Annotated in this window: 21 protein-coding genes; 12 read left to right on the top strand and 9 right to left on the bottom strand. The window is 59.5% G+C overall.

What is annotated here, in order from left to right; all coding sequences use genetic code 11:
* Nucleotides 1-84: 84 nt before the first annotated feature.
* Nucleotides 85-345 carry a DUF1344 domain-containing protein gene (locus FHX08_RS12835; protein WP_132652343.1) on the top strand — a complete coding sequence of 87 codons (261 nt, stop codon included), beginning with the start codon at nucleotides 85-87 and terminating at the stop codon, nucleotides 343-345.
* Between the two features lie 24 nt (nucleotides 346-369).
* Here FHX08_RS12835 and FHX08_RS12830 read toward each other — a convergent pair whose 3' ends face one another.
* The 4 genes from FHX08_RS12830 to FHX08_RS12815 all read right to left on the bottom strand — a co-directional run bounded on the left by FHX08_RS12830 (nucleotide 370) and on the right by FHX08_RS12815 (nucleotide 3,857).
* Nucleotides 370-960: a histidine phosphatase family protein gene (locus FHX08_RS12830; protein ID WP_132652341.1), complete on the bottom strand. Its 591-nt coding sequence runs from the start codon at nucleotides 958-960 to the stop codon at nucleotides 370-372.
* Between the two features lie 28 nt (nucleotides 961-988).
* Nucleotides 989-1,807, bottom strand: coding sequence for an enoyl-ACP reductase FabI (gene fabI / locus FHX08_RS12825; RefSeq protein WP_112573377.1), 819 nt, complete (start codon nucleotides 1,805-1,807; stop codon nucleotides 989-991).
* Between the two features lie 122 nt (nucleotides 1,808-1,929).
* Nucleotides 1,930-3,111: a J domain-containing protein gene (locus FHX08_RS12820; RefSeq protein ID WP_132652339.1), complete on the bottom strand. Its 1,182-nt coding sequence runs from the start codon at nucleotides 3,109-3,111 to the stop codon at nucleotides 1,930-1,932.
* Nucleotides 3,112-3,398: 287 nt separating this feature from the next.
* A complete protein-coding gene (locus tag FHX08_RS12815) occupies nucleotides 3,399-3,857 on the bottom strand; it encodes an RT0821/Lpp0805 family surface protein (RefSeq protein ID WP_132652337.1) in 459 nt (152 codons plus the stop codon).
* Nucleotides 3,858-3,920: 63 nt separating this feature from the next.
* Between FHX08_RS12815 and pdxH the strand changes: the two genes are divergently transcribed.
* Nucleotides 3,921-4,541 carry a pyridoxamine 5'-phosphate oxidase gene (gene pdxH, locus FHX08_RS12810; RefSeq protein ID WP_184327217.1) on the top strand — a complete coding sequence of 207 codons (621 nt, stop codon included), beginning with the start codon at nucleotides 3,921-3,923 and terminating at the stop codon, nucleotides 4,539-4,541.
* 4 nt (nucleotides 4,542-4,545) lie between these two features.
* Here the strand turns inward: pdxH and FHX08_RS12805 are convergent, their stop codons facing one another.
* Nucleotides 4,546-5,580 (bottom strand): polysaccharide deacetylase family protein, encoded by a 1,035-nt coding sequence (locus FHX08_RS12805; RefSeq protein WP_132652334.1) that lies wholly within the window; start codon nucleotides 5,578-5,580, stop codon nucleotides 4,546-4,548.
* A 234-nt stretch (nucleotides 5,581-5,814) separates the two neighbouring features.
* Between FHX08_RS12805 and FHX08_RS12800 the strand changes: the two genes are divergently transcribed.
* Nucleotides 5,815-7,104, top strand: a complete 1,290-nt coding sequence (locus FHX08_RS12800) for a D-alanyl-D-alanine carboxypeptidase family protein (RefSeq protein WP_132652332.1) — start codon at nucleotides 5,815-5,817, stop codon at nucleotides 7,102-7,104.
* Between the two features lie 62 nt (nucleotides 7,105-7,166).
* The gene (locus tag FHX08_RS12795) at nucleotides 7,167-7,472 is read left to right on the top strand and encodes a MazG nucleotide pyrophosphohydrolase domain-containing protein (RefSeq protein ID WP_132652330.1); all 306 of its coding nucleotides are present in this window, start codon (nucleotides 7,167-7,169) and stop codon (nucleotides 7,470-7,472) included.
* An 11-nt stretch (nucleotides 7,473-7,483) separates the two neighbouring features.
* On the opposite strand, the gene FHX08_RS12790 is transcribed toward FHX08_RS12795, so the two are convergent.
* The 3 genes from FHX08_RS12790 to FHX08_RS12780 form a co-directional block, all read right to left on the bottom strand.
* Nucleotides 7,484-7,981: a GNAT family N-acetyltransferase gene (locus FHX08_RS12790; RefSeq protein ID WP_132652329.1), complete on the bottom strand. Its 498-nt coding sequence runs from the start codon at nucleotides 7,979-7,981 to the stop codon at nucleotides 7,484-7,486.
* Nucleotides 7,982-7,992: 11 nt separating this feature from the next.
* Nucleotides 7,993-9,408 carry a metalloprotease TldD gene (gene tldD, locus FHX08_RS12785; RefSeq protein ID WP_132652327.1) on the bottom strand — a complete coding sequence of 472 codons (1,416 nt, stop codon included), beginning with the start codon at nucleotides 9,406-9,408 and terminating at the stop codon, nucleotides 7,993-7,995.
* A gap of 79 nt (nucleotides 9,409-9,487) precedes the next feature.
* Nucleotides 9,488-10,150, bottom strand: a complete 663-nt coding sequence (locus tag FHX08_RS12780) for an invasion associated locus B family protein (RefSeq protein WP_184327216.1) — start codon at nucleotides 10,148-10,150, stop codon at nucleotides 9,488-9,490.
* A 314-nt stretch (nucleotides 10,151-10,464) separates the two neighbouring features.
* Here FHX08_RS12780 and coxB point away from each other — a divergent pair, with 314 nt between their 5' ends.
* The 6 genes from coxB (at nucleotide 10,465) to FHX08_RS12750 (ending at nucleotide 15,786) form a co-directional block, all read left to right on the top strand.
* A complete protein-coding gene (gene coxB / locus FHX08_RS12775) occupies nucleotides 10,465-11,358 on the top strand; it encodes a cytochrome c oxidase subunit II (protein ID WP_132652323.1) in 894 nt (297 codons plus the stop codon).
* Nucleotides 11,359-11,375: 17 nt separating this feature from the next.
* Nucleotides 11,376-13,079 carry a cytochrome c oxidase subunit I gene (gene ctaD, locus FHX08_RS12770; protein ID WP_132652321.1) on the top strand — a complete coding sequence of 568 codons (1,704 nt, stop codon included), beginning with the start codon at nucleotides 11,376-11,378 and terminating at the stop codon, nucleotides 13,077-13,079.
* Nucleotides 13,080-13,146: 67 nt separating this feature from the next.
* The gene (locus tag FHX08_RS12765) at nucleotides 13,147-14,103 is read left to right on the top strand and encodes a heme o synthase (RefSeq protein WP_132653205.1); all 957 of its coding nucleotides are present in this window, start codon (nucleotides 13,147-13,149) and stop codon (nucleotides 14,101-14,103) included.
* Nucleotides 14,103-14,240: a hypothetical protein gene (locus FHX08_RS12760; protein ID WP_165911858.1), complete on the top strand. Its 138-nt coding sequence runs from the start codon at nucleotides 14,103-14,105 to the stop codon at nucleotides 14,238-14,240. The genes FHX08_RS12765 and FHX08_RS12760 overlap by 1 nt, the downstream gene beginning before the upstream one ends.
* Nucleotides 14,241-14,244: 4 nt before the next feature.
* The gene (locus FHX08_RS12755) at nucleotides 14,245-14,850 is read left to right on the top strand and encodes a cytochrome c oxidase assembly protein (protein ID WP_132652320.1); all 606 of its coding nucleotides are present in this window, start codon (nucleotides 14,245-14,247) and stop codon (nucleotides 14,848-14,850) included.
* A gap of 57 nt (nucleotides 14,851-14,907) precedes the next feature.
* The gene (locus FHX08_RS12750) at nucleotides 14,908-15,786 is read left to right on the top strand and encodes a cytochrome c oxidase subunit 3 (RefSeq protein ID WP_132652318.1); all 879 of its coding nucleotides are present in this window, start codon (nucleotides 14,908-14,910) and stop codon (nucleotides 15,784-15,786) included.
* A gap of 77 nt (nucleotides 15,787-15,863) precedes the next feature.
* On the opposite strand, the gene FHX08_RS12745 is transcribed toward FHX08_RS12750, so the two are convergent.
* Nucleotides 15,864-16,505, bottom strand: a complete 642-nt coding sequence (locus tag FHX08_RS12745; protein WP_132652316.1) for a chloramphenicol phosphotransferase CPT family protein — start codon at nucleotides 16,503-16,505, stop codon at nucleotides 15,864-15,866.
* A gap of 222 nt (nucleotides 16,506-16,727) precedes the next feature.
* Here FHX08_RS12745 and FHX08_RS12740 point away from each other — a divergent pair, with 222 nt between their 5' ends.
* Both FHX08_RS12740 and FHX08_RS12735 read left to right on the top strand, forming a co-directional pair.
* A complete protein-coding gene (locus FHX08_RS12740; protein WP_132652314.1) occupies nucleotides 16,728-17,108 on the top strand; it encodes a DUF983 domain-containing protein in 381 nt (126 codons plus the stop codon).
* Complete coding sequence (locus FHX08_RS12735) at nucleotides 17,101-17,850, top strand: SURF1 family protein (RefSeq protein WP_132652312.1); 750 nt, start codon at nucleotides 17,101-17,103, stop codon at nucleotides 17,848-17,850. Before FHX08_RS12740 ends, FHX08_RS12735 begins: the two co-directional genes overlap by 8 nt.
* Nucleotides 17,851-17,899 lie beyond the last annotated feature (49 nt).

Raw genomic sequence — 17,899 nt, 5'->3', positions numbered from 1 at the left:
TTCTTCCGGGCAATTTTCGCCATATTCAGGAGTTTATCTGTGGCCAATCGATATCAACGGCAGCGTTTCAAAGGGATTGCCGACATGCGTTTCGTTATTGCTACGCTTCTGGCCACGGCAAATTTTCTTTCGCCCATGAGCGGCTTTGCTGAGAGCGCTGATGTCGAGGCAACGATCAAGAAGGTCGACACGACCAATCTTGTCTTGACGCTGGACGATGGCAAGACCTATCAGGCGCCGGAGGAGTTCGATTTCGAAGGCCTGAAGGCCGGCGTCAAGGTTGTGATCTTCTATACGGAGGTTGATGGCAAGCGTGTCATCAACGATCTCGATATCGTCAAGTAGGTCGCCACCGGCAGGCCGGTTGGACTAGAGCCAGCCGATCATGCTCTGCGACGTCTCGATCTTCAAAATCCGGTCCTGCGGAATTTCGCCCTCGGAAGCGACGTCCTTCGGCAAGTTGGAGATCATCTTAAACAGGCTTCTGATGACACCGCCATGGGTGACGCAGACCGTCGGCCGGTCGACAGAATTAAGCCATGCGCCGGTCCGCCACGACATGATCTCGTAGCTTTCCGCATCCTCGCCTGGCGGAATGAAATCCCACTTGTTGATGTTGCGTTCCGTGACACGCTCTGTCTGCGAGACCCTGAGCTGCTTGAGCGTATAGCCTTCCCAGTCGCCGAAGGAGACTTCGACCAGACGTTCGTCGGTGCGATATTCCTTGGGCGGGAGCCCCATGGCCGATCGCATGATCTCCATGGTCTCGCGCGTGCGCCCGAGAGGACTCGCAACGAAATCGAACTTGCTGTCTTCGCCCTTCAGGATCGCCGCAAGGGCGATCCCGTTCTGTCTTGCCTGCTCGCGGCCGATCGCATTGATCGGAATATCTTTCTGCCCCTGCAGGCGGCGCTCCGCATTCCAGTCGGTCTGGCCGTGTCTGATCACATAGATAAGCACGGGGATCGGCTCCGCTTGAGAGGACCTCTCAGTCCTTGATGACGGAAATATCAGGCGCGTCCACAGCCTTCATGCCGATGACATGATAGCCGCTGTCGGCGTGATGCACTTCACCGGTGACAGAGCGTGACAGGTCGGAGAGCAGGTAGAGGCCGACATCGCCGACTTCCTCGATGGTAACAGTACGGCGCAGCGGCGCGTTGTACTCGTTCCACTTGAGGATATAGCGGAAATCGCCGATGCCTGACGCGGCAAGCGTCTTGATCGGGCCTGCCGAAACCGCATTGACGCGAATATTCTTTGGTCCGAGGTCGACAGCGAGATACTTGACGCTCGCTTCGAGAGCAGCCTTTGCGACGCCCATGACGTTATAGTTCGGCATCACCTTCTCGGCACCGTAATAGGTGAGGGTGAGCATCGAGCCGCCTTCCGTCATCAGCTTCTCGGCGCGGCGAGCGACCGAGGTGAAGGAGTAGACGGAGATTTGCATCGTCTTGGCGAAATTGTCAGGCGTCGTATCGACGTAACGGCCGGTCAGTTCGTCCTTGTCGGAGAAACCGATCGCGTGCACGATGAAATCGATCTTGCCCCACAGCTTCTCGACATTTTCGAAGACGGCATCGATCGTGGATTCATCGCTCACGTCGCAGTGGCCGACCATGACAGCGCCGATTTCGGCAGCCAGCGGTTCCACGCGCTTCTTCAGCGCATCGCCCTGATAGGTGAATGCAACTTCTCCGCCCTGCGCATGAATGGCCTTGGCAATACCCCACGCAATCGAACGATTGTTGGCGACACCCATGATGACGCCGCGTTTGCCTGCCATGAGGCCGGATGCTTGAGCCATATTTCGCTTCCCTAGGAATTCTGATGATCCTGCCTATGGCATAGGCCGTTAATCGGTTCAAGCTTGCCAAAGATCATCAACTGTTAGGGATCGTAACAAAGGGTGCGATTGTCACCGAAATTTCACAAAAATAGCCCTTCACGCATGCTGCGCATGAGATCGGTGACTTTATCGTCCGGTTTTTCCCACAACATAATACGCAATTCTACGACGAGATCGCCTTTTCCGCCGTTGTCATTGGGCAGACCCTTGTCAGGAATGCGGATCGTCTTGTCGGAGCCGGACCAGGCCGGGACCGTTACATTGACCGGTCCTTGCGGACCGTCGATCCGCGCCTCGGTGCCGAGCACGGCATTCTCGATGTTCAAGGGCAGCACCGCATGCACGTCGAAACCATTGACCGTGAAACGCGGGTCGGGTGCGATGTGAATATTGATCACCGCGTCGCCGCGCTGCATGCCCGGCAACTTGAAACCCTGTCCCTTGAGACGGATCTGGTGACCCTCTGTCGTGCCGGCCGGCAGGGCAAACCCTACTTCGCGGCCTTCCGGAAGCGAAACCGTCGTCCAGCTTCCCTTCATGATGTCTTCGATCGTCACGGTTGCGGTTGCTACCTCGTCCGGAGCTTTCTCAAGACCCGGCTGGCCGGCGCCGGTGAAGCGGCGCACAAGCGAGGTGAGCAGGCTGAGCGGCAGGGACATGTTGGAGCCCCCGGCAGCGGAGGCCTCCATATGTTCGTCCTCAGCCTTGGCGGGTTCGGATTCAGTGGTTTCCTGTTCTGGCTGCTTGGCCGACTCATCTGTGTGCGGCTTGGCCTGCGCCTGCTGTTGTGATTGTGCCTGAGATTGGGCGCCTGCGGCGCGGGCTGTCTGCGCGCCGAAGATGCGTTCGACCATTTCTTCGGCGGCTTCGGTAGTGCTCGCCTGCTGCTGTTTGGCACCTGCCGCGGCGGCCTTCTGCGCATAGGCGTTGGCACGCGCAAGCTCCTCCATTACCCGCTCGGCGTTCGCCTGCGCGGCCTTAGCGCGAGCAGCCGCCTCGCGGGCTGCCTGCCGCTGCTGCATGATCGTTTGTTCCTGCTTCTTGGCTTCGGCCATGCGCAAGGCATTGTCGAACAGGTTGCGCTTCTTCGGATCCTTCAGCGTCTCATAGGCGCGGCCGATCTCGGCAAAACGCGCAGTCGCCGTCGGGTCACCTTGATTGTGGTCAGGATGCACGGCCTTTGCCATATGACGCCAAGCCGCCTTGATTTCATCCGCTCCCGCGTCACGCGTGACGCCCAGAACCTTATATGGATCGCGCATTGTTTGCACCGCCGCTGTCGCAATCCGGGCGACATGTTCCTCGTGGCCGTTCCCGGAAATCGAAATGTCAACTCATGACGCGCCGTTCGGTCCGCTCAGGCGAAGAAGGCACGCTCGTCGGTCGATCGTGCGAGAGAGTTACTAATCACTTCTTATTTCTTGCAGCTGATAAGCGATGTTTTGTCGCGAATGGTTAGCCTTTCGCTAAACATTAAGGCGAATCAGCGCGGCCGTTAACCCGGACGTGTCAGGGCGCGTATCTCTCCGAAACAAGCGAAAAGACGGGGTCAGCTTTCAGGCTGGAAGCTCAGAAGCTGCCAGTTGCCGCCGCCGACAAGGCAGGTCTTGCCGTAAAATTTGGCGATGCCGACATAGGAATGGCGCGTCGTGCGGAATTGGCGGCAGACCTGTCCGGCGTCATTGTTCTCGACAATCGTCTCGATGACGCCAGCGCTGCCGGTCGAGGCATTGGCCCAGGGGAGGGGTTGCCCCTCGAGCTTCTGGATATCGGCGGATGTGACGGCATTGCGCACCGTCATCTCGTCGGAAAGCGTATCGGTACTGGGAGCAGGCTGCGGCACGGTGCCGGTCGCGACCGAGCGGTCGACCTTTGCCGAGCTCAGGAAATCGAATCCTCCGCCGACGCAGCCGGAAAGTGACAGAATCGCGATACCGACGATGGAGAGTCTGAGGCTGCGGCGCAGCGAACCCTTTGTATGGCGATGTGTCTTTGCTATGACTTCCACCCTGTGTCCTTCCCCAGCGTCAAGGGCTGGGTCAGCTTAATAAACCGCGGGATTTGAATTAATATGTCGGCAAACGGGTTAACAGGTAGTGACTTTACTGAAAGTGAGGAGCCCTTCAAGCTCTTCGGGGACTGGTTGAAAGAGGCGGAGGCTTCCGAAGTCAACGATCCCAATGCTGTCGCCCTCGCGACGGTCGACGAAGATGGGCTGCCCAATGTCCGCATGGTTCTCCTGAAGGGTTTCGATATCAACGGATTCGTCTTCTACACGAATTTCGAGAGCCAGAAAGGTCGCGAAATTTTGGGACAGAAGAAAGCGGCCATGTGTTTCCACTGGAAAACGCTGCGCCGTCAAGTGCGTGTCCGCGGTCCTGTCGAAATCGTGACCGATGCCGAAGCCGACGCCTATTTTGCGACCCGCGCCCGCGGCAGCCGCATCGGCGCCTGGGCTTCCAAGCAGTCGCGCCCGCTCGAAAGCCGTTTTGCCCTGGAAAAGGCCGTTGACGAATATACGGCGCGGTACGCGATCGGCGAGATTCCGCGCCCATCGTACTGGTCCGGCTTCCGGATACGCCCGACCTCAATCGAGTTCTGGAAGGACCAGAAATTCCGCCTGCACGATCGTATCGAGTTTCGTCGCCCAACACCGGAAGGCGCTTGGGATAAGGTGAGAATGTATCCCTGATCCGCTATTTTCCAAGCAATTTCAAGGGAATGCCCGAAGCTAGCGCCGAAACGTAGCGCGGCTTCTGGTAAAAGCCGTTAAGCGAGATGCGCGGCATATAGGTGGCGCGGCTCGCGGTCGGGAAGCCAGGCTGCGTTGTGACCGCAACGGCAAAGCCGAGATCTGCCGCAAGATCTGCTTCGCGGCCCGTCGCAGCCTCCGACGTGCCATAGGGAAAGGCGATTGTCCGGGGACGAATGCCAGTGATCGACTCGACATAATCGGCCGAAATTTCCATCTCGATCCGTGCTTCCGCCTGCGGCAGGCGGGCGAGCGCCCGGTGGCTAATCGTATGGGCGCCGAGATTGGCGAGCGGGCTTGCCGAAAGCCTGCGCAGTTCCGGCGGCGCCATGACCAATTCCCGGGTAATGTCTGCCGGCTCGATTCCGTGGCGCCGGGCCAGCGCATCCACCGCCAGAATGGCACGACTTTCGTCCTGCCTGTGGATAAACTCGGCAAACCGGTCGAAGGCGTCCCATTTTTGGACTGGCGTGTCGAGCGCCAGTCGCTCTCGCCCGCGGCCGAAGTCGAACTCGATGCTGTTCTCCCTATCGAGCAGCAGCGCCAGTGTTTCCCACCAGATGCTGTGTGAGCCCTCGGCAAATCCTTGCGTGATGAAAACGGTAAAGGGCGCCTGATGTCGTTCGAAAACGGGCAGGGCATGGGCGAGATTGTTGCGATACCCGTCATCCAGCGAGAAGGCGGCGAACGAACGTTCGTCCTGCCGGTCCGACAACAGGGAGGGCATGGCATCGAGCGGTACGAACCGATAGCCGTCCCGCTTCAGCTGCCGAAGCGCTGCATCCAAAAATTCCGGCGTTATTTCAAGATGTTGGTTGGGCTTAAACGGCCGCGTAATATGAGGACGCACATGATGGAGTGTGAAGATGACAACGCGTCCACGGGCCTCTTTCATGAGCCCTGTGGCATTCGCCAGCCATGCCGCTTCCAGCCCGCCACCGATCGCCATGCGCTTCAGACGCCGCTTCCACTGCCCCATTTTTTCCCATGACCCCGCTTTGTAATCGTGTCACACAGGCTACCAGTGCCGCCGTTAAACCTTACTGAATTCTGCCTGGAGAATGGCTTCTTTATCGGTCGTTAACCAAGCAAAACAAAAGCTTGGAAAAAACGTGGGCGTTGCCGCAAAGTCGCGCCAGACTGTTGGCATGTGTCGCAATACGGGACATAACTCCGGTTGCAGCGCGTTGCCGGATATAGTGAGGGGAAGTGCATGAATAGGCTTTTGGCTGCCATTTTGACCGCGATGCTGGCGCTTTCTGCACCCGTCCTGGCCTTCGCGGGCAGCGCTTCCTTGGTCCTCGATGCTCGCACCGGCAAAGTCCTCGCGTCCGAAAACGCCGATACGCTGAACCATCCGGCCTCGCTCACGAAGATGATGACGCTCTACCTGACTTTCGAGGCGCTCAATCGCGGCAAGCTCACCTGGGATACGCTAGTCACGATGTCGAAATATGCGTCGTCCCGCCCGCCGACGAAGCTCGGGGTGAAGCCGGGCGGAACGATCACCGTGCGCGAGGCGGTTTATGGTATGATCGTCAAATCTGCCAATGACGCTGCCGCCGCCATGGGTGAGAAGCTTGGCGGTTCGGAAAGCAATTTCGCCAGGCTCATGACCCAGAAGGCCCGTCAGCTCGGCATGAGCCGTACCACCTTCGTCAATGCATCTGGCCTGCCGGACAAGCGCCAGATCACGACGGCGCGCGACATGTCCACGCTCGCTGTGGCGCTGATGAAGAATTATCCCCGCGAATATCGCCTCTTTTCCATTGCGAGCTTCAATTTCCGCGGCCAGACCATTCGCGGCCACAACAATCTCATGTATCGCTACCAGGGCATGGACGGCATCAAGACCGGCTATACGAATGCCTCCGGCTTCAATATCGTCAGCGCCGTAAAGGACGGTAACCGTCGCGTGGTCGGCGTGGTGCTCGGCGGCCGCACGGCTCGTAGCCGCGACGCCCAAATGGCAGCACTCCTCGATCGTTATATCGGCCGGGCATCCTCTTCCGGTGGCGCCAAGCTGGTCGCAAGCATGAATGCCAAGGAGCAGGTCGAAGTAGCCTCGGCCGCTGATAATACCGATGTTCCGATGCCGGTGAGTGCGCCCCGTGCGGCAGATGAAGCCGCACCACCCGCGCCGAAGGCGCTCGGTTATGCCGATGGTGGCGTTATCCCGCTGGAACGTCCGGCTGCAATGGACGAGATCATGAATGCCGGCAAGGCGACGAAAGCGCCTATTGGCAAGGCAGGCGGTTGGCAGATCCAGATTTCTGCTGCCCCGAGCGCCGATGCCGCCCGCGCACTTCTTGCGCAGGCTCAGTCCGAGGCCGGTGCGCCGCTGGTTTCCGCCTCGCCCTACACCGAAGCTGTCGGCAAAGGCGCCAACACGATCTATCGCGCCCGTTTCGTCGGCTTCCAGAGCAAAGAAGACGCGACCTCTGCCTGCGATGCCCTTAAAAAGCGCTCCTACGACTGTATGCTCCTGCCGAACCAGGGCTGAACTCTCCGCTCTGGACAATATCCGGGAATCAGCGCTCTCCTTGTAAACAAAAGGAGAACATCATGCTGCAGCGTCTCGCCGACCAGTTCGAGACCTCATCTTCGAACTACGCCGCCGCCAACGGCATCGAGCGCGATGCCGATTGGTTTCTGCTGAAACTGCAAGAGGAGATGGGTGAACTGACCCAGGCCTGGAACCGCCTGACCGGTCGCGGCCGCGCCAAGGGCCGCTCGCCTGAGGAGATGGAACGCGACCTTGCTGACGAGACCGCCGACATCCTTGGCCACGTGCTGCTGTTCGCCCGTCGCCACGACATCGATTTGGCGGCGGCCATTGAACGGAAGTGGAAATTCAGGCCGGACACCTGATCCGCTGCTGGTCAGATGGCTGCGATTTTGCGCCGATAGAACTTGCTGTCTACAGCCATGCGGGGGAATGCGCGCGGCAGGTCTTTAGCGAGAATCTCGGCAAACCCGTTCTTTTCGTAAAACCGATGCGCAGCCACGAACTTGTCGGTCGTGCCGAGGAAGATATCGGTCACACCGACGTCGCCAGCATGGGCAAAGAGGGCTTCGAGCAGCCGGGCGGCGACGCCGTGCTCGCGGCCCCTGACCTCGGTCGCTACAAACATCTTCCGGAGTGCCGCCTGATTATTGCCGATATCTTTGAGGCCGATTGTGCCGACAATGACACCGTCTTTCACCGCAACCCAGAACTGACCTTTGCCCGATTGATAAAAGTCGGGAATGACTCGCAGATCGGGCTGTGCGTCAGCGGTGATGTCGATGCCGAATTCCTCACGCTGGATCGGCAGGATGACTGAGATGACGCTATCGGCATCGTCTGGGACAAAGGTTCTGATTTCGATTTCGACCATGACAGCATGCCTCAGGCCTGTGTACCGCCGACGGTGACCTGATCCATGCGCAAATGCGGCTGGCCGACGCCGACAGGTACCCACTGGCCCGCTTTGCCGCAATTGCCGATGCCGGTGTCGAGCTTCATGTCGTTGCCGATCATGGAAACACGCTTCATGGCATCCGGGCCGTTGCCGATCAGCATGGCGCCCTTGATCGGCGCACCAATCTTGCCGTTTTCGATGAGATAGGCCTCGGTGCAGCCGAAGACGAACTTGCCGGAGGTGATATCCACCTGACCGCCGCCGAAGGAGACGGCATAGATGCCCTTCTTCACCGAGGCTATGATCTCTTCCGGCGTCTTGTCGCCGCCGAGCATATAGGTATTGGTCATGCGCGGCATCGGCACATGCGCGTAGCCCTGGCGGCGACCATTGCCGGTGGGCGCCATGCCCATCAGCCGGGCGTTCTGTCGGTCTTGCATATAGCCGACGAGCTTGCCGTTTTCGATCAGCACATTATAGGCCGAAGGCGTGCCTTCGTCGTCGATCGTGATCGAGCCGCGGCGGCTGTCGATCGTACCGTCGTCGACGACGGTTACGCCCGGTGCTGCCACCATCTGGCCCAAAAGGCCCGCGAATGCGGACGTCTTCTTGCGGTTGAAATCGCCCTCAAGACCGTGCCCCACGGCCTCATGCAGCATGACGCCCGGCCAGCCCGAGCCAAGCACGACATCCATCGTGCCTGCCGGCGCATCGATCGCTTCGAGATTGATCAGCGCCTGACGCAGAGCCTCATCAGCACCATGCTGCCAGCTTCCGGCCGCAATGAAATCGCCGAAGCCGATGCGACCGCCCTGGCCGTAGGAGCCGCTTTCCTGCCGGTCACCCTCACCAACCATGACGGAGATATTGATGCGAGTCATCGGCCGGATGTCTTTCACGCGATGACCATCGGCGCGCAGGATGTCGACCACTTGCCAGCTTGCCGCGACCGAAGCCGTGACCTGCCGCACCTTATCGTTTTTGCCGCGTAGATAGGCGTCGATATCCGTCAGCAGCTTCACCTTCTCCTCGAAGGTTGGCGAGCCGATCGGGTTTTCATCAGTATAAAGCCTGCGATTCGTGCCCTGGGGTGCCGCCGCGTAAGAGCCGGAATAGCCGCGTGTTACGGCACCGACAGCATCGGCTGCCCGCTTCAGCGCCGAGACGGAAAGATCGCCCGCGTGCGCATAACCGACAGCTTCACCGGCGACCGCGCGCAGGCCAAAACCCTGTTCGGTGTTGAAGCTGCCACCCTTGAGGCGGCCATTATCGAAGGTTAGCGATTCCGCCTGCGCGTGCTCGATGAAGAGCTCTCCATCATCGGCGCCGGAAAGCGCCTCGGCGACATGCTTGCGCATGGTGGCTTCATCGGCGTCGAAAAGCGTCAGGAGATCGGTGTTCATAGTCTTTTTGCTCCGCAAGAGCGGGAATGCTCAATAGCCGATGTAGGTCTGTTGTATTGCGTGAGCAAGCCCCGACGCATCAGGGCAGGGCGTCGTAGCCTTCCGCGAAGCCCTTGAGATCGACGGGGATGCCGATGCCTTCTTCCGGTGTCTGGAAGACGATGAAGGTTGCCTGCGCGCCGCTGCGGAAGGTCTTGAGCAGCTCGTCCTCGAGAACGACCTCGGCGTAGCAGCCATCGGCAAAGCAGCGCACGAAATAGGCGCGGCCGATATCCTTGCCATCGACGTTGAGGCCGAGGCCATTCGGCAGCAGCACGCCGAGGGGTGCCAGCACGCGCAGGATCTTCGACTTGCGGTCGGCCGTCTTCAGGACGACGACGGAGAGGCCAACTTCCGGCCGATCTTCGGCTATGACGTTCTGCATCAGCGCGCATTGCTCGGTCGAGGCACCGGCCGGCTTGTCGCAGACCACGGACCATGCGCCGTGGTTGGAACGGACCGTACCCGGAGCCTGAGGCTGTGTCTGGCCGGGCGTGACCTGGTCGACGTTCGGCGTTGTGGGGGGAGCAGGCTGTTGTGCCGGTGCGGGCTTCGGGGCCGGTGCGGCAGGGCGCGACTGCGCGGGTGTCGACGGCTGCTGCGCAAAAAGGGGGCTCGTCGCGGCGGTCGCGATGCCTGCAGTCAGAATAAATGACCGCGCGAGGGAACGGAAACCCATGAAAACCTCTGGATATCGAATCATTGCCGCTATTTGTGAAGCTGCCCACGAAAAATGAAAAGCCCCACCCCGTGAAAACCGGGGGACTGCGGCAGAAATAGGACCTCCTCAAAAGAATGTGCCGCGAGCGGATTGGCCCCAAAGCGTGTTTTTCGTATGCTGATGAAAAGCTTGCAATGTTTTGCCACGGCTGACGATGCGGCCCTGGAGCAAAAATGCCGCATAGACAATTGCTTCTGCCTGTTGCGGCGGATGCCAAACTGTGGTTTGAAGCGCAGAAGATGGCAAGGATTCTGTGTCCGATTTGATGCAGATCAGCGCTCGAGGGAGATTACAAGGTGATAAAGAAGGCTTTTGCAGCTCTGACCGCGCTGGTCTGTCTGCTTTTTGCTTCCGGCACGTATGCCGATCAGCCGATGCCGTGGCAGGCTACCCTGCAACCGGCAGCGACGCCGATCATGCGGGAGATTCATTGGTTCGAACAATACACGCTGTGGTTCATTGTACCGATCACGCTGTTCGTTCTCGTTCTTCTTATCGTCGTCTGCTTCAAGTTCCGTGCTTCCGCAAACCCGGTTCCCTCCAAGACGAGCCACAACACGCTGATCGAAGTCATCTGGACTGTGGGGCCGGTTCTCGTGCTTCTCTTCCTCGCGGTTCCCTCTTTCAACCTGCTCACGGCGCAGCTGACCCTGCCGGAAAACCCTGATGTGACCATCAAGGCGACCGCGACCCAGTGGCAGTGGAATTATGAATATGAAGGTTCGGGCGAAACGCCCGTTGCCTTCGACTCCTACCTTCTGAAGGACCCGGATCGCGCCGCTGCCGGCAAGACCGATCTCTCCGTCTATCCGCGCCTGCTCGCCGTCGACAACGAAGTTGTCCTGCCGGTCAACAAGACCGTCCGCGTTCTCGTCACTGCCGCGCCGACCGACGTTATCCACGCTTTCGCCATGCCGTCCTTCGGTATCAAGATCGACGCCGTTCCGGGCCGCCTGAACGAGACCTGGTTCCGAGCCGAGCGCGAGGGCCTCTTCTATGGCCAGTGTTCCGAGCTTTGCGGCAAGGACCATGCGTTCATGCCGATCGCAATCCGCGTCGTCTCCGAGGACAAGTACAAGCAGTGGCTGACCACGGCCGCCACCGACTTGCCCGGTGCCTACAAGACACTGATCGCCGCTACCGATGGTTCTGCAAAGACCGTCGATGTCGCTGAAAACGTCGCAAAGTAAGATAGGGGATCGGGACAATGGCTGGACCTTCCGCTCACGACGATCATTCTCATGATCACCACGCTCATGACGCCCACGCGCATGACGACCACCACGATCACTCGCATGCCCCGAGCTTTGCCGACCGCTGGTTCTTTTCGACGAACCATAAGGACATCGGCACGCTCTATCTGATCTTCGCGATCTTCGCCGGCATCATCGGTGGCCTTCTCTCTGTTGCCATGCGCATGGAGCTGCAGGAGCCGGGCATCCAGATCTTCCACGGCCTGGCCTCAATGGTCTACGGCTTCGAAGGCGATGCTGCGATCGATGGCGCCAAGCACATGTTCAACGTCTTCACCACCGCTCACGCGCTGATCATGATCTTCTTCATGGTCATGCCGGCGATGATCGGCGGTTTCGCCAATTGGATGGTGCCGATCATGATCGGCGCGCCGGACATGGCTTTCCCGCGTCTGAACAACATCTCTTTCTGGCTGATCGTTCCCGCCTTCCTGCTGCTGGTCATCTCGATGTTCGTCGAAGGCCCGGCCGGTGCATATGGTACCGGCGGTGGCTGGACAATGTACCCGCCCTATGCAGTTGTCGGCCAGCCCGGTCCGGCAGTCGACCTTGCGATCTTCGCGCTCCACATTGCCGGCGCGTCTTCGATCCTCGGTGCGATCAACTTCATCACCACGATCCTTAACATGCGCGCTCCGGGCATGACGCTGCACAAGATGCCGCTTTTTGCCTGGGCCGTGCTGATCACTGCCTTCCTGCTGCTGCTGTCGCTGCCGGTTCTGGCTGGCGCTATCACCATGCTGCTCACCGACCGTAACTTCGGTACGGCCTTCTTTGCCCCGGAAGGCGGCGGTGACCCGATCCTCTACCAGCACCTGTTCTGGTTCTTCGGTCACCCGGAAGTTTACATCCTGATCCTGCCGGGCTTCGGCATCATCAGCCACATCGTCTCGACTTTCTCGAAGAAGCCGGTCTTCGGTTATCTCGGCATGGCCTACGCCATGGTCGCCATCGGCGCCGTCGGCTTCGTCGTCTGGGCCCACCACATGTACACGGTCGGCCTGTCGCTCGACGCACAGCGCTACTTCGTCTTCGCGACGATGGTCATCGCCGTTCCGACGGGTGTGAAGATCTTCTCCTGGATCGCAACGATGTGGGGTGGCTCGATCACCTTCCGCACGCCGATGATCTGGGCGATCGGCTTCATCTTCCTGTTCACCGTCGGTGGCGTGACGGGTGTCCAGCTTGCAAACGCCGGCCTCGACCGCTCGCTGCATGACACCTACTACGTCGTGGCGCACTTCCATTACGTTCTGTCGCTCGGCGCCGTCTTCGCCATCTTTGCTGCCTGGTACTACTGGTTCCCGAAGATGACCGGCTACATGTACAGCGAGTTCCTCGGCAAGCTGCACTTCTGGGTCATGTTCATCGGTGTGAACCTGGTGTTCTTCCCGCAGCATTTCCTTGGCCTCGCCGGCATGCCGCGCCGCTATATCGACTATCCGGATGCATTTGCCGGCTGGAACTATGTCTCGTCGGTCGGCTCCTACATCTCGTTCCTCGGCGTGATCATCTTCCTCGTCGGTGTCTGGGAAGCTTTCGCCAGGAAGCGCATTGCCGGTGACAACCCGTGGGGTGAGGGTGCGACGACCCTCGAATGGCAGCTGCCGTCGCCGCCGCCATACCACCAGTGGGAACAGCTTCCGCGCATCAAGTAAGATGCCGGACTTCCGGACGCCGCAGGCCTCTGCGGCGTCTGGCAATTAGGTAATTCAGGACGGAATGATGACGGTAATCGACAATCACGAGGCTCTTGCTGAAGACGGCGACTCTCGCCTGTCGGAAGCGAGTGCGCGCGATTATTTCGAGCTTCTGAAGCCGCGGGTCATGTCGCTCGTCGTCTTTACGGCTTTTGCCGGCCTCGTGCTGGCGCCGGGGCACATCAATCCGATCCTTGGCCTGATCGCCATCCTTTGCATCGCCGTCGGCGCAGGGGCGTCGGGTGCGCTGAACATGTGGTATGACGCCGACATTGACGCCGTCATGAGCCGCACCGCCAAGCGCCCGATCCCGGCGGGCCGCATCTTGCCCAAGGAAGCGTTGGCCTTCGGCCTCGTGCTCTCCTGCTTCTCGGTGACGATCCTCGGTCTTGCGGTCAACTGGCTGTCGGCCTCGATCCTCGCCTTCACCATTTTCTTCTATGCCGTCATCTACACGATGTGGCTGAAGCGTTCGACGCCGCAGAACATCGTCATCGGCGGTGCGGCCGGCGCCTTTCCGCCCATGATCGGCTGGGCCTGCGTGACCAATTCGGTTACGATCGAAAGCACGGTCCTTTTCCTCATCATCTTCATGTGGACGCCGGCGCATTTCTGGGCGCTCGCTCTGTTCAAGATGCGTGACTATGAGGCGGTCGGCGTGCCGATGCTGCCGAACGTTTCGGGTGAACGCACCACCAAGCATCAGATCGTTGCTTATGCCGTGTTGTCGGCTGTCTGCGCCGTAATGCCGACGTTCCTCGGTTTCGCCAGCGTCGGTTACGGCGTGGTTGCCGCAGCACTCGGTGCGGTCTTCATATACTGTTCCATCGCCGTCTGGCGCATGCCCGATGGCGATCTCAAAATGATCCCGGCGAAGAAGCTCTTCGGCTTCTCTATCTTCTATCTCTTCGCCGTGTTCTCCGCGCTGATGCTCGACCGGCTGGTTGCCGCGCTGGTCTTATATGCAGGAGGCTCGTTCTAATGGAATTGGTCAAACTTACCGAGGCGCAACGCAAGTCGCGCCGCAACCGCAACATTGCCCTCGGTCTCGCACTCGCTGGGCTGGTGATCCTTTTCTACGCCATCACCATCGTCAAGTTTCTGGCGCACGGAGGCTGAGGCGATGAGCGATGTCGTCAACGCACCGAAGAAACCGCGCAACAATGCCGCCGTCGTCTTCATGTGCCTGAGCTTCGTCGTCGGCATGGGAGCGGCAAGCTATGCTGCCGTGCCGCTTTATCGAATTTTCTGCCAGGTCACGGGCTATAACGGCACGACGCAGCGCGTCGATCAGGTTTCGAGCGTAATTCTCGATCGAAAAATGCGCGTTACCTTCGACGCCAACGTCGCTCCCGGTCTGCAGTGGGAATTCAGGCCGGTCGAGCGCGAGGTCAATCCGAAGATCGGCGAGACGATCCAAGTCAATTTCATCGCCGAGAACCGTTCCAACGAAACCCAGCGCGGTCAGGCTGTCTTCAACGTGACGCCGGGCGAGGCGGGCGCTTATTTCAACAAGGTGCAATGTTTCTGCTTTAATGAAACGGACCTGAAGCCGGGCGAAAAGCTTGAAATGCCGGTCGTGTTCTATATCGATCCGGAAATTACCAAGGCCGCTGAATCGAAAAGCATTCATACGGTCACGCTGTCATACACGTTCTATCCCAAAGAGGGTCCGAAGCCAGTGGCTTCGAATGAGGGTAGTGCGGGACAGGCTGAAAAGAAACTTTGATTGAGGAGTGTTTCCGGCGTCGCCGGAAGCGGAGAATTTAGACACCGGGGATCTGACATGGCCGATGCTCATCAGAAGAATCACGATTACCACATTATAGCTCCGAGCCCGTGGCCGATATTGGCCTCGCTTGGTGCATTCCTGATGGCCTTCGGCGGCGTCGGTTTTATGCGCTACCTGAACGGCGGCTCGCTGCATGTTCTCGGTGTCGAATGGGCCCAACCGTGGGTCTTCTTCATCGGGCTGGCTGTCGTTTTATACGTCATGTACGGCTGGTGGTCGGACACTGTGAAGGAAGCTGACGAGGGTGCTCACACGCGCGTCGTGTCCCTGCACCTGCGCTATGGCATGATCATGTTCATCGCTTCGGAAGTGATGTTCTTCGTTGCCTGGTTCTGGGCCTATTTCGATGCCAGCCTCTTTCCGCATGAAGCCATCCAGGCTTCGCGCCTCGCCTACACCGGCGGCGTCTGGCCGCCGAAGGGCATTGAGGTTCTCGATCCCTGGCACCTGCCGATCTACAACACCGTTATCCTGCTGCTGTCGGGCACGACTGTGACCTGGGCTCACCACGCTCTGCTGCACAACGATCGTAGAGGGCTCATCCAGGGCCTGACGCTGACCGTCCTGCTTGGCGTGCTCTTCTCCAGCGTCCAGGCTTACGAATATGCCCACGCACCGTTCGAGTTCCGCAACTCGATCTACGGCGCGACCTTCTTCATGGCCACGGGCTTCCATGGTTTCCACGTTCTGGTCGGTACCATCTTCCTGCTGGTCTGCCTGCTGCGTGCGCTGCGCGGCGACTTCACGCCTAAGCAGCACTTTGGCTTCGAGGCGGCCGCCTGGTACTGGCACTTCGTCGACGTGGTCTGGCTGTTCCTGTTCTTCTGCATCTACGTCTGGGGTGGCTGGGGTGCTCCGGTAGCAGCAGGCTGATCGAGGCCTGATAGTGATCAAAAAAGGCGGGTGCCATCGGCCCCGCCTTTTTCTTTGTCTTGAGGCTTGTCTGTGTCTCACCGCTGACCCGCCAGCTTCTCGAAAGCCGAAGGCTGCGGAATACCGAGATCCAGCTGATGGCGGATCGCCTCGGCACATTCGAGCGCGGTCAGGACGGACGTATCGACCTCCATGTCGTAGAGACCGGGGCGATGAACCTCGTCCTGCCAACGCTGCACCGGTTCCGGCACCGGTGTCTCCTCGGTGGCGCGCAGGTAGAGTGTTTCGCGCCCTTCCTGATGGATCTCGCGCCGCCGCATGATCGTCCCGATCGGGCACTTGACGCCGACGAACAACACGGGAAAACCCTCCAGCCGTCGGGCGCAATCGCCGAGAATGCCGAGCGGCTGCGAATAGCTGTCGTGATGGCCGAGATCGGCGACGACATTGAGGCCGAATCCAGCATGAATGGCGATGGATTCATAGAGCGCTGCATAGAGGAATGGTACCAGCTCCTCCAGGTCCGGCCGTTCGCCGCCGGGCCTTAAGCCGATACCGGGCAGGTAGCGCTTCGGCGTCATGGCATTATAGGTGTCGACGCCGAGGTTAATCCACGGCCCCTCGAATTCGTCCTGGATCGCGCACACAATACTGGATTTGCCGCTTCGCGGTGCGCCGTTCAGGATTATGATCTGTCCGGCATGGCTATCGTTGGTCATCAGTCTTCTTCTTCTGTTTGGCGCGAATCATTACAGCGCCGCCCATCTTTCCAGACGAGCAAAGGACGCTGTAACGCTTTGAATTGCTGCATGATTCCCTAAATCGATTCCGATTTGAGGAATTATGCGGCGGCGAAAACGCGCAGGCATTTCCATTCGGGATGCGAATACTTTATGGGAGAGTTAAGGCAGACGGCGAAAAGCCGTCGGCGGGAGATAGACATGAGTGAAGATGACGCGCAATTTCCACCGGTCGATCCGGTCAAGACCGGTATCAGGGGGTGCTGCCCGCGCTGCGGTCACGGTCAGCTCTTTGATGGGGTACTTGGCCTCAAACCGCGCTGCGCAGCCTGCGGCCTGGACTATTCCTTCGCCGATGCTGGCGATGGCCCGGCCGTCTTCGTCATCCTCATTGTCGGCTTCATCGTCATCGGTTCGGTTCTCTGGCTGCAGGTCAATTACGCCCCGCCAATCTGGGTCCACATCCTGCTTTTCGGCCCGCTGACGATCATACTGTCTCTGCTGGCGCTGCGCTGGTGCAAGGGCATCCTCATCGCCATGCAATATCGCCACAATGCCCGCGAGGGACGCTTGAGTGACTGATATCGAAAGTCCGGCCCCGCGCCGCAAGCCGCCGCTCCTTACCGGCATTGCCGTTCTCATCGCGCTCGCCATCCTGATTTCGCTCGGCACTTGGCAGGTGGAACGCCTTCACTGGAAGGAAGGCCTGCTCGCCGATATCGCCGAGCGTCGCGCTGCAGCCCCGGTTCCCCTCGCGGACATCGAGGCCATGGCGGCTCAAAATGGTGACATCGAGTACCGCACGGTCACCGCCACCGGCCGCTACATCAACAATAAGGAGCGTCATTTCTTCGCCACCTGGCGTGGCCAGACCGGCTATTACATCTACACACCGCTGCAGCTTGCGGACGGGCGTTACCTCTTCGTCAACAGAGGCTTTGTTCCCTATGAGAACAAGGAGCCGGAAATGCGCATGCAGGGCGAGTTGACCGGCCAGCAGACGGTTACCGGCCTCGCGCGCGCAAAACTTCCTGGCAAGCCCTCCTGGCTGGTGCCCGACAATGACGTGGCGAAGAACATCTTCTATTGGAAGGACCTCGATGTGATGGCATCGAGCGTCGATCTCGACAGGACCAGTGTCGTCCCCTTCTTCGTCGATGCCGATTCCACGCCCAATCCAGCAGGCTTTCCGATTGGTGGCGTGACACAGGTCGATCTGCCGAACGACCATCTGCAATATGCCGTCACCTGGTATGGGCTGGCGGTGGTGCTTGCTGTCGTGGCTGCCATCTCCTGGTTCCGCCGCAAGAGTGCTGCGCAATAGTATCGCTTCAATTCCGCCCCATATTGGGTTAGAGGTCCCTCAAGCTTAA

Source organism: Rhizobium sp. BK529, from assembly GCF_014194105.1.
Lineage (GTDB): Bacteria > Pseudomonadota > Alphaproteobacteria > Rhizobiales > Rhizobiaceae > Rhizobium.
This window is presented reverse-complemented; position numbering and strand designations above follow the sequence as displayed.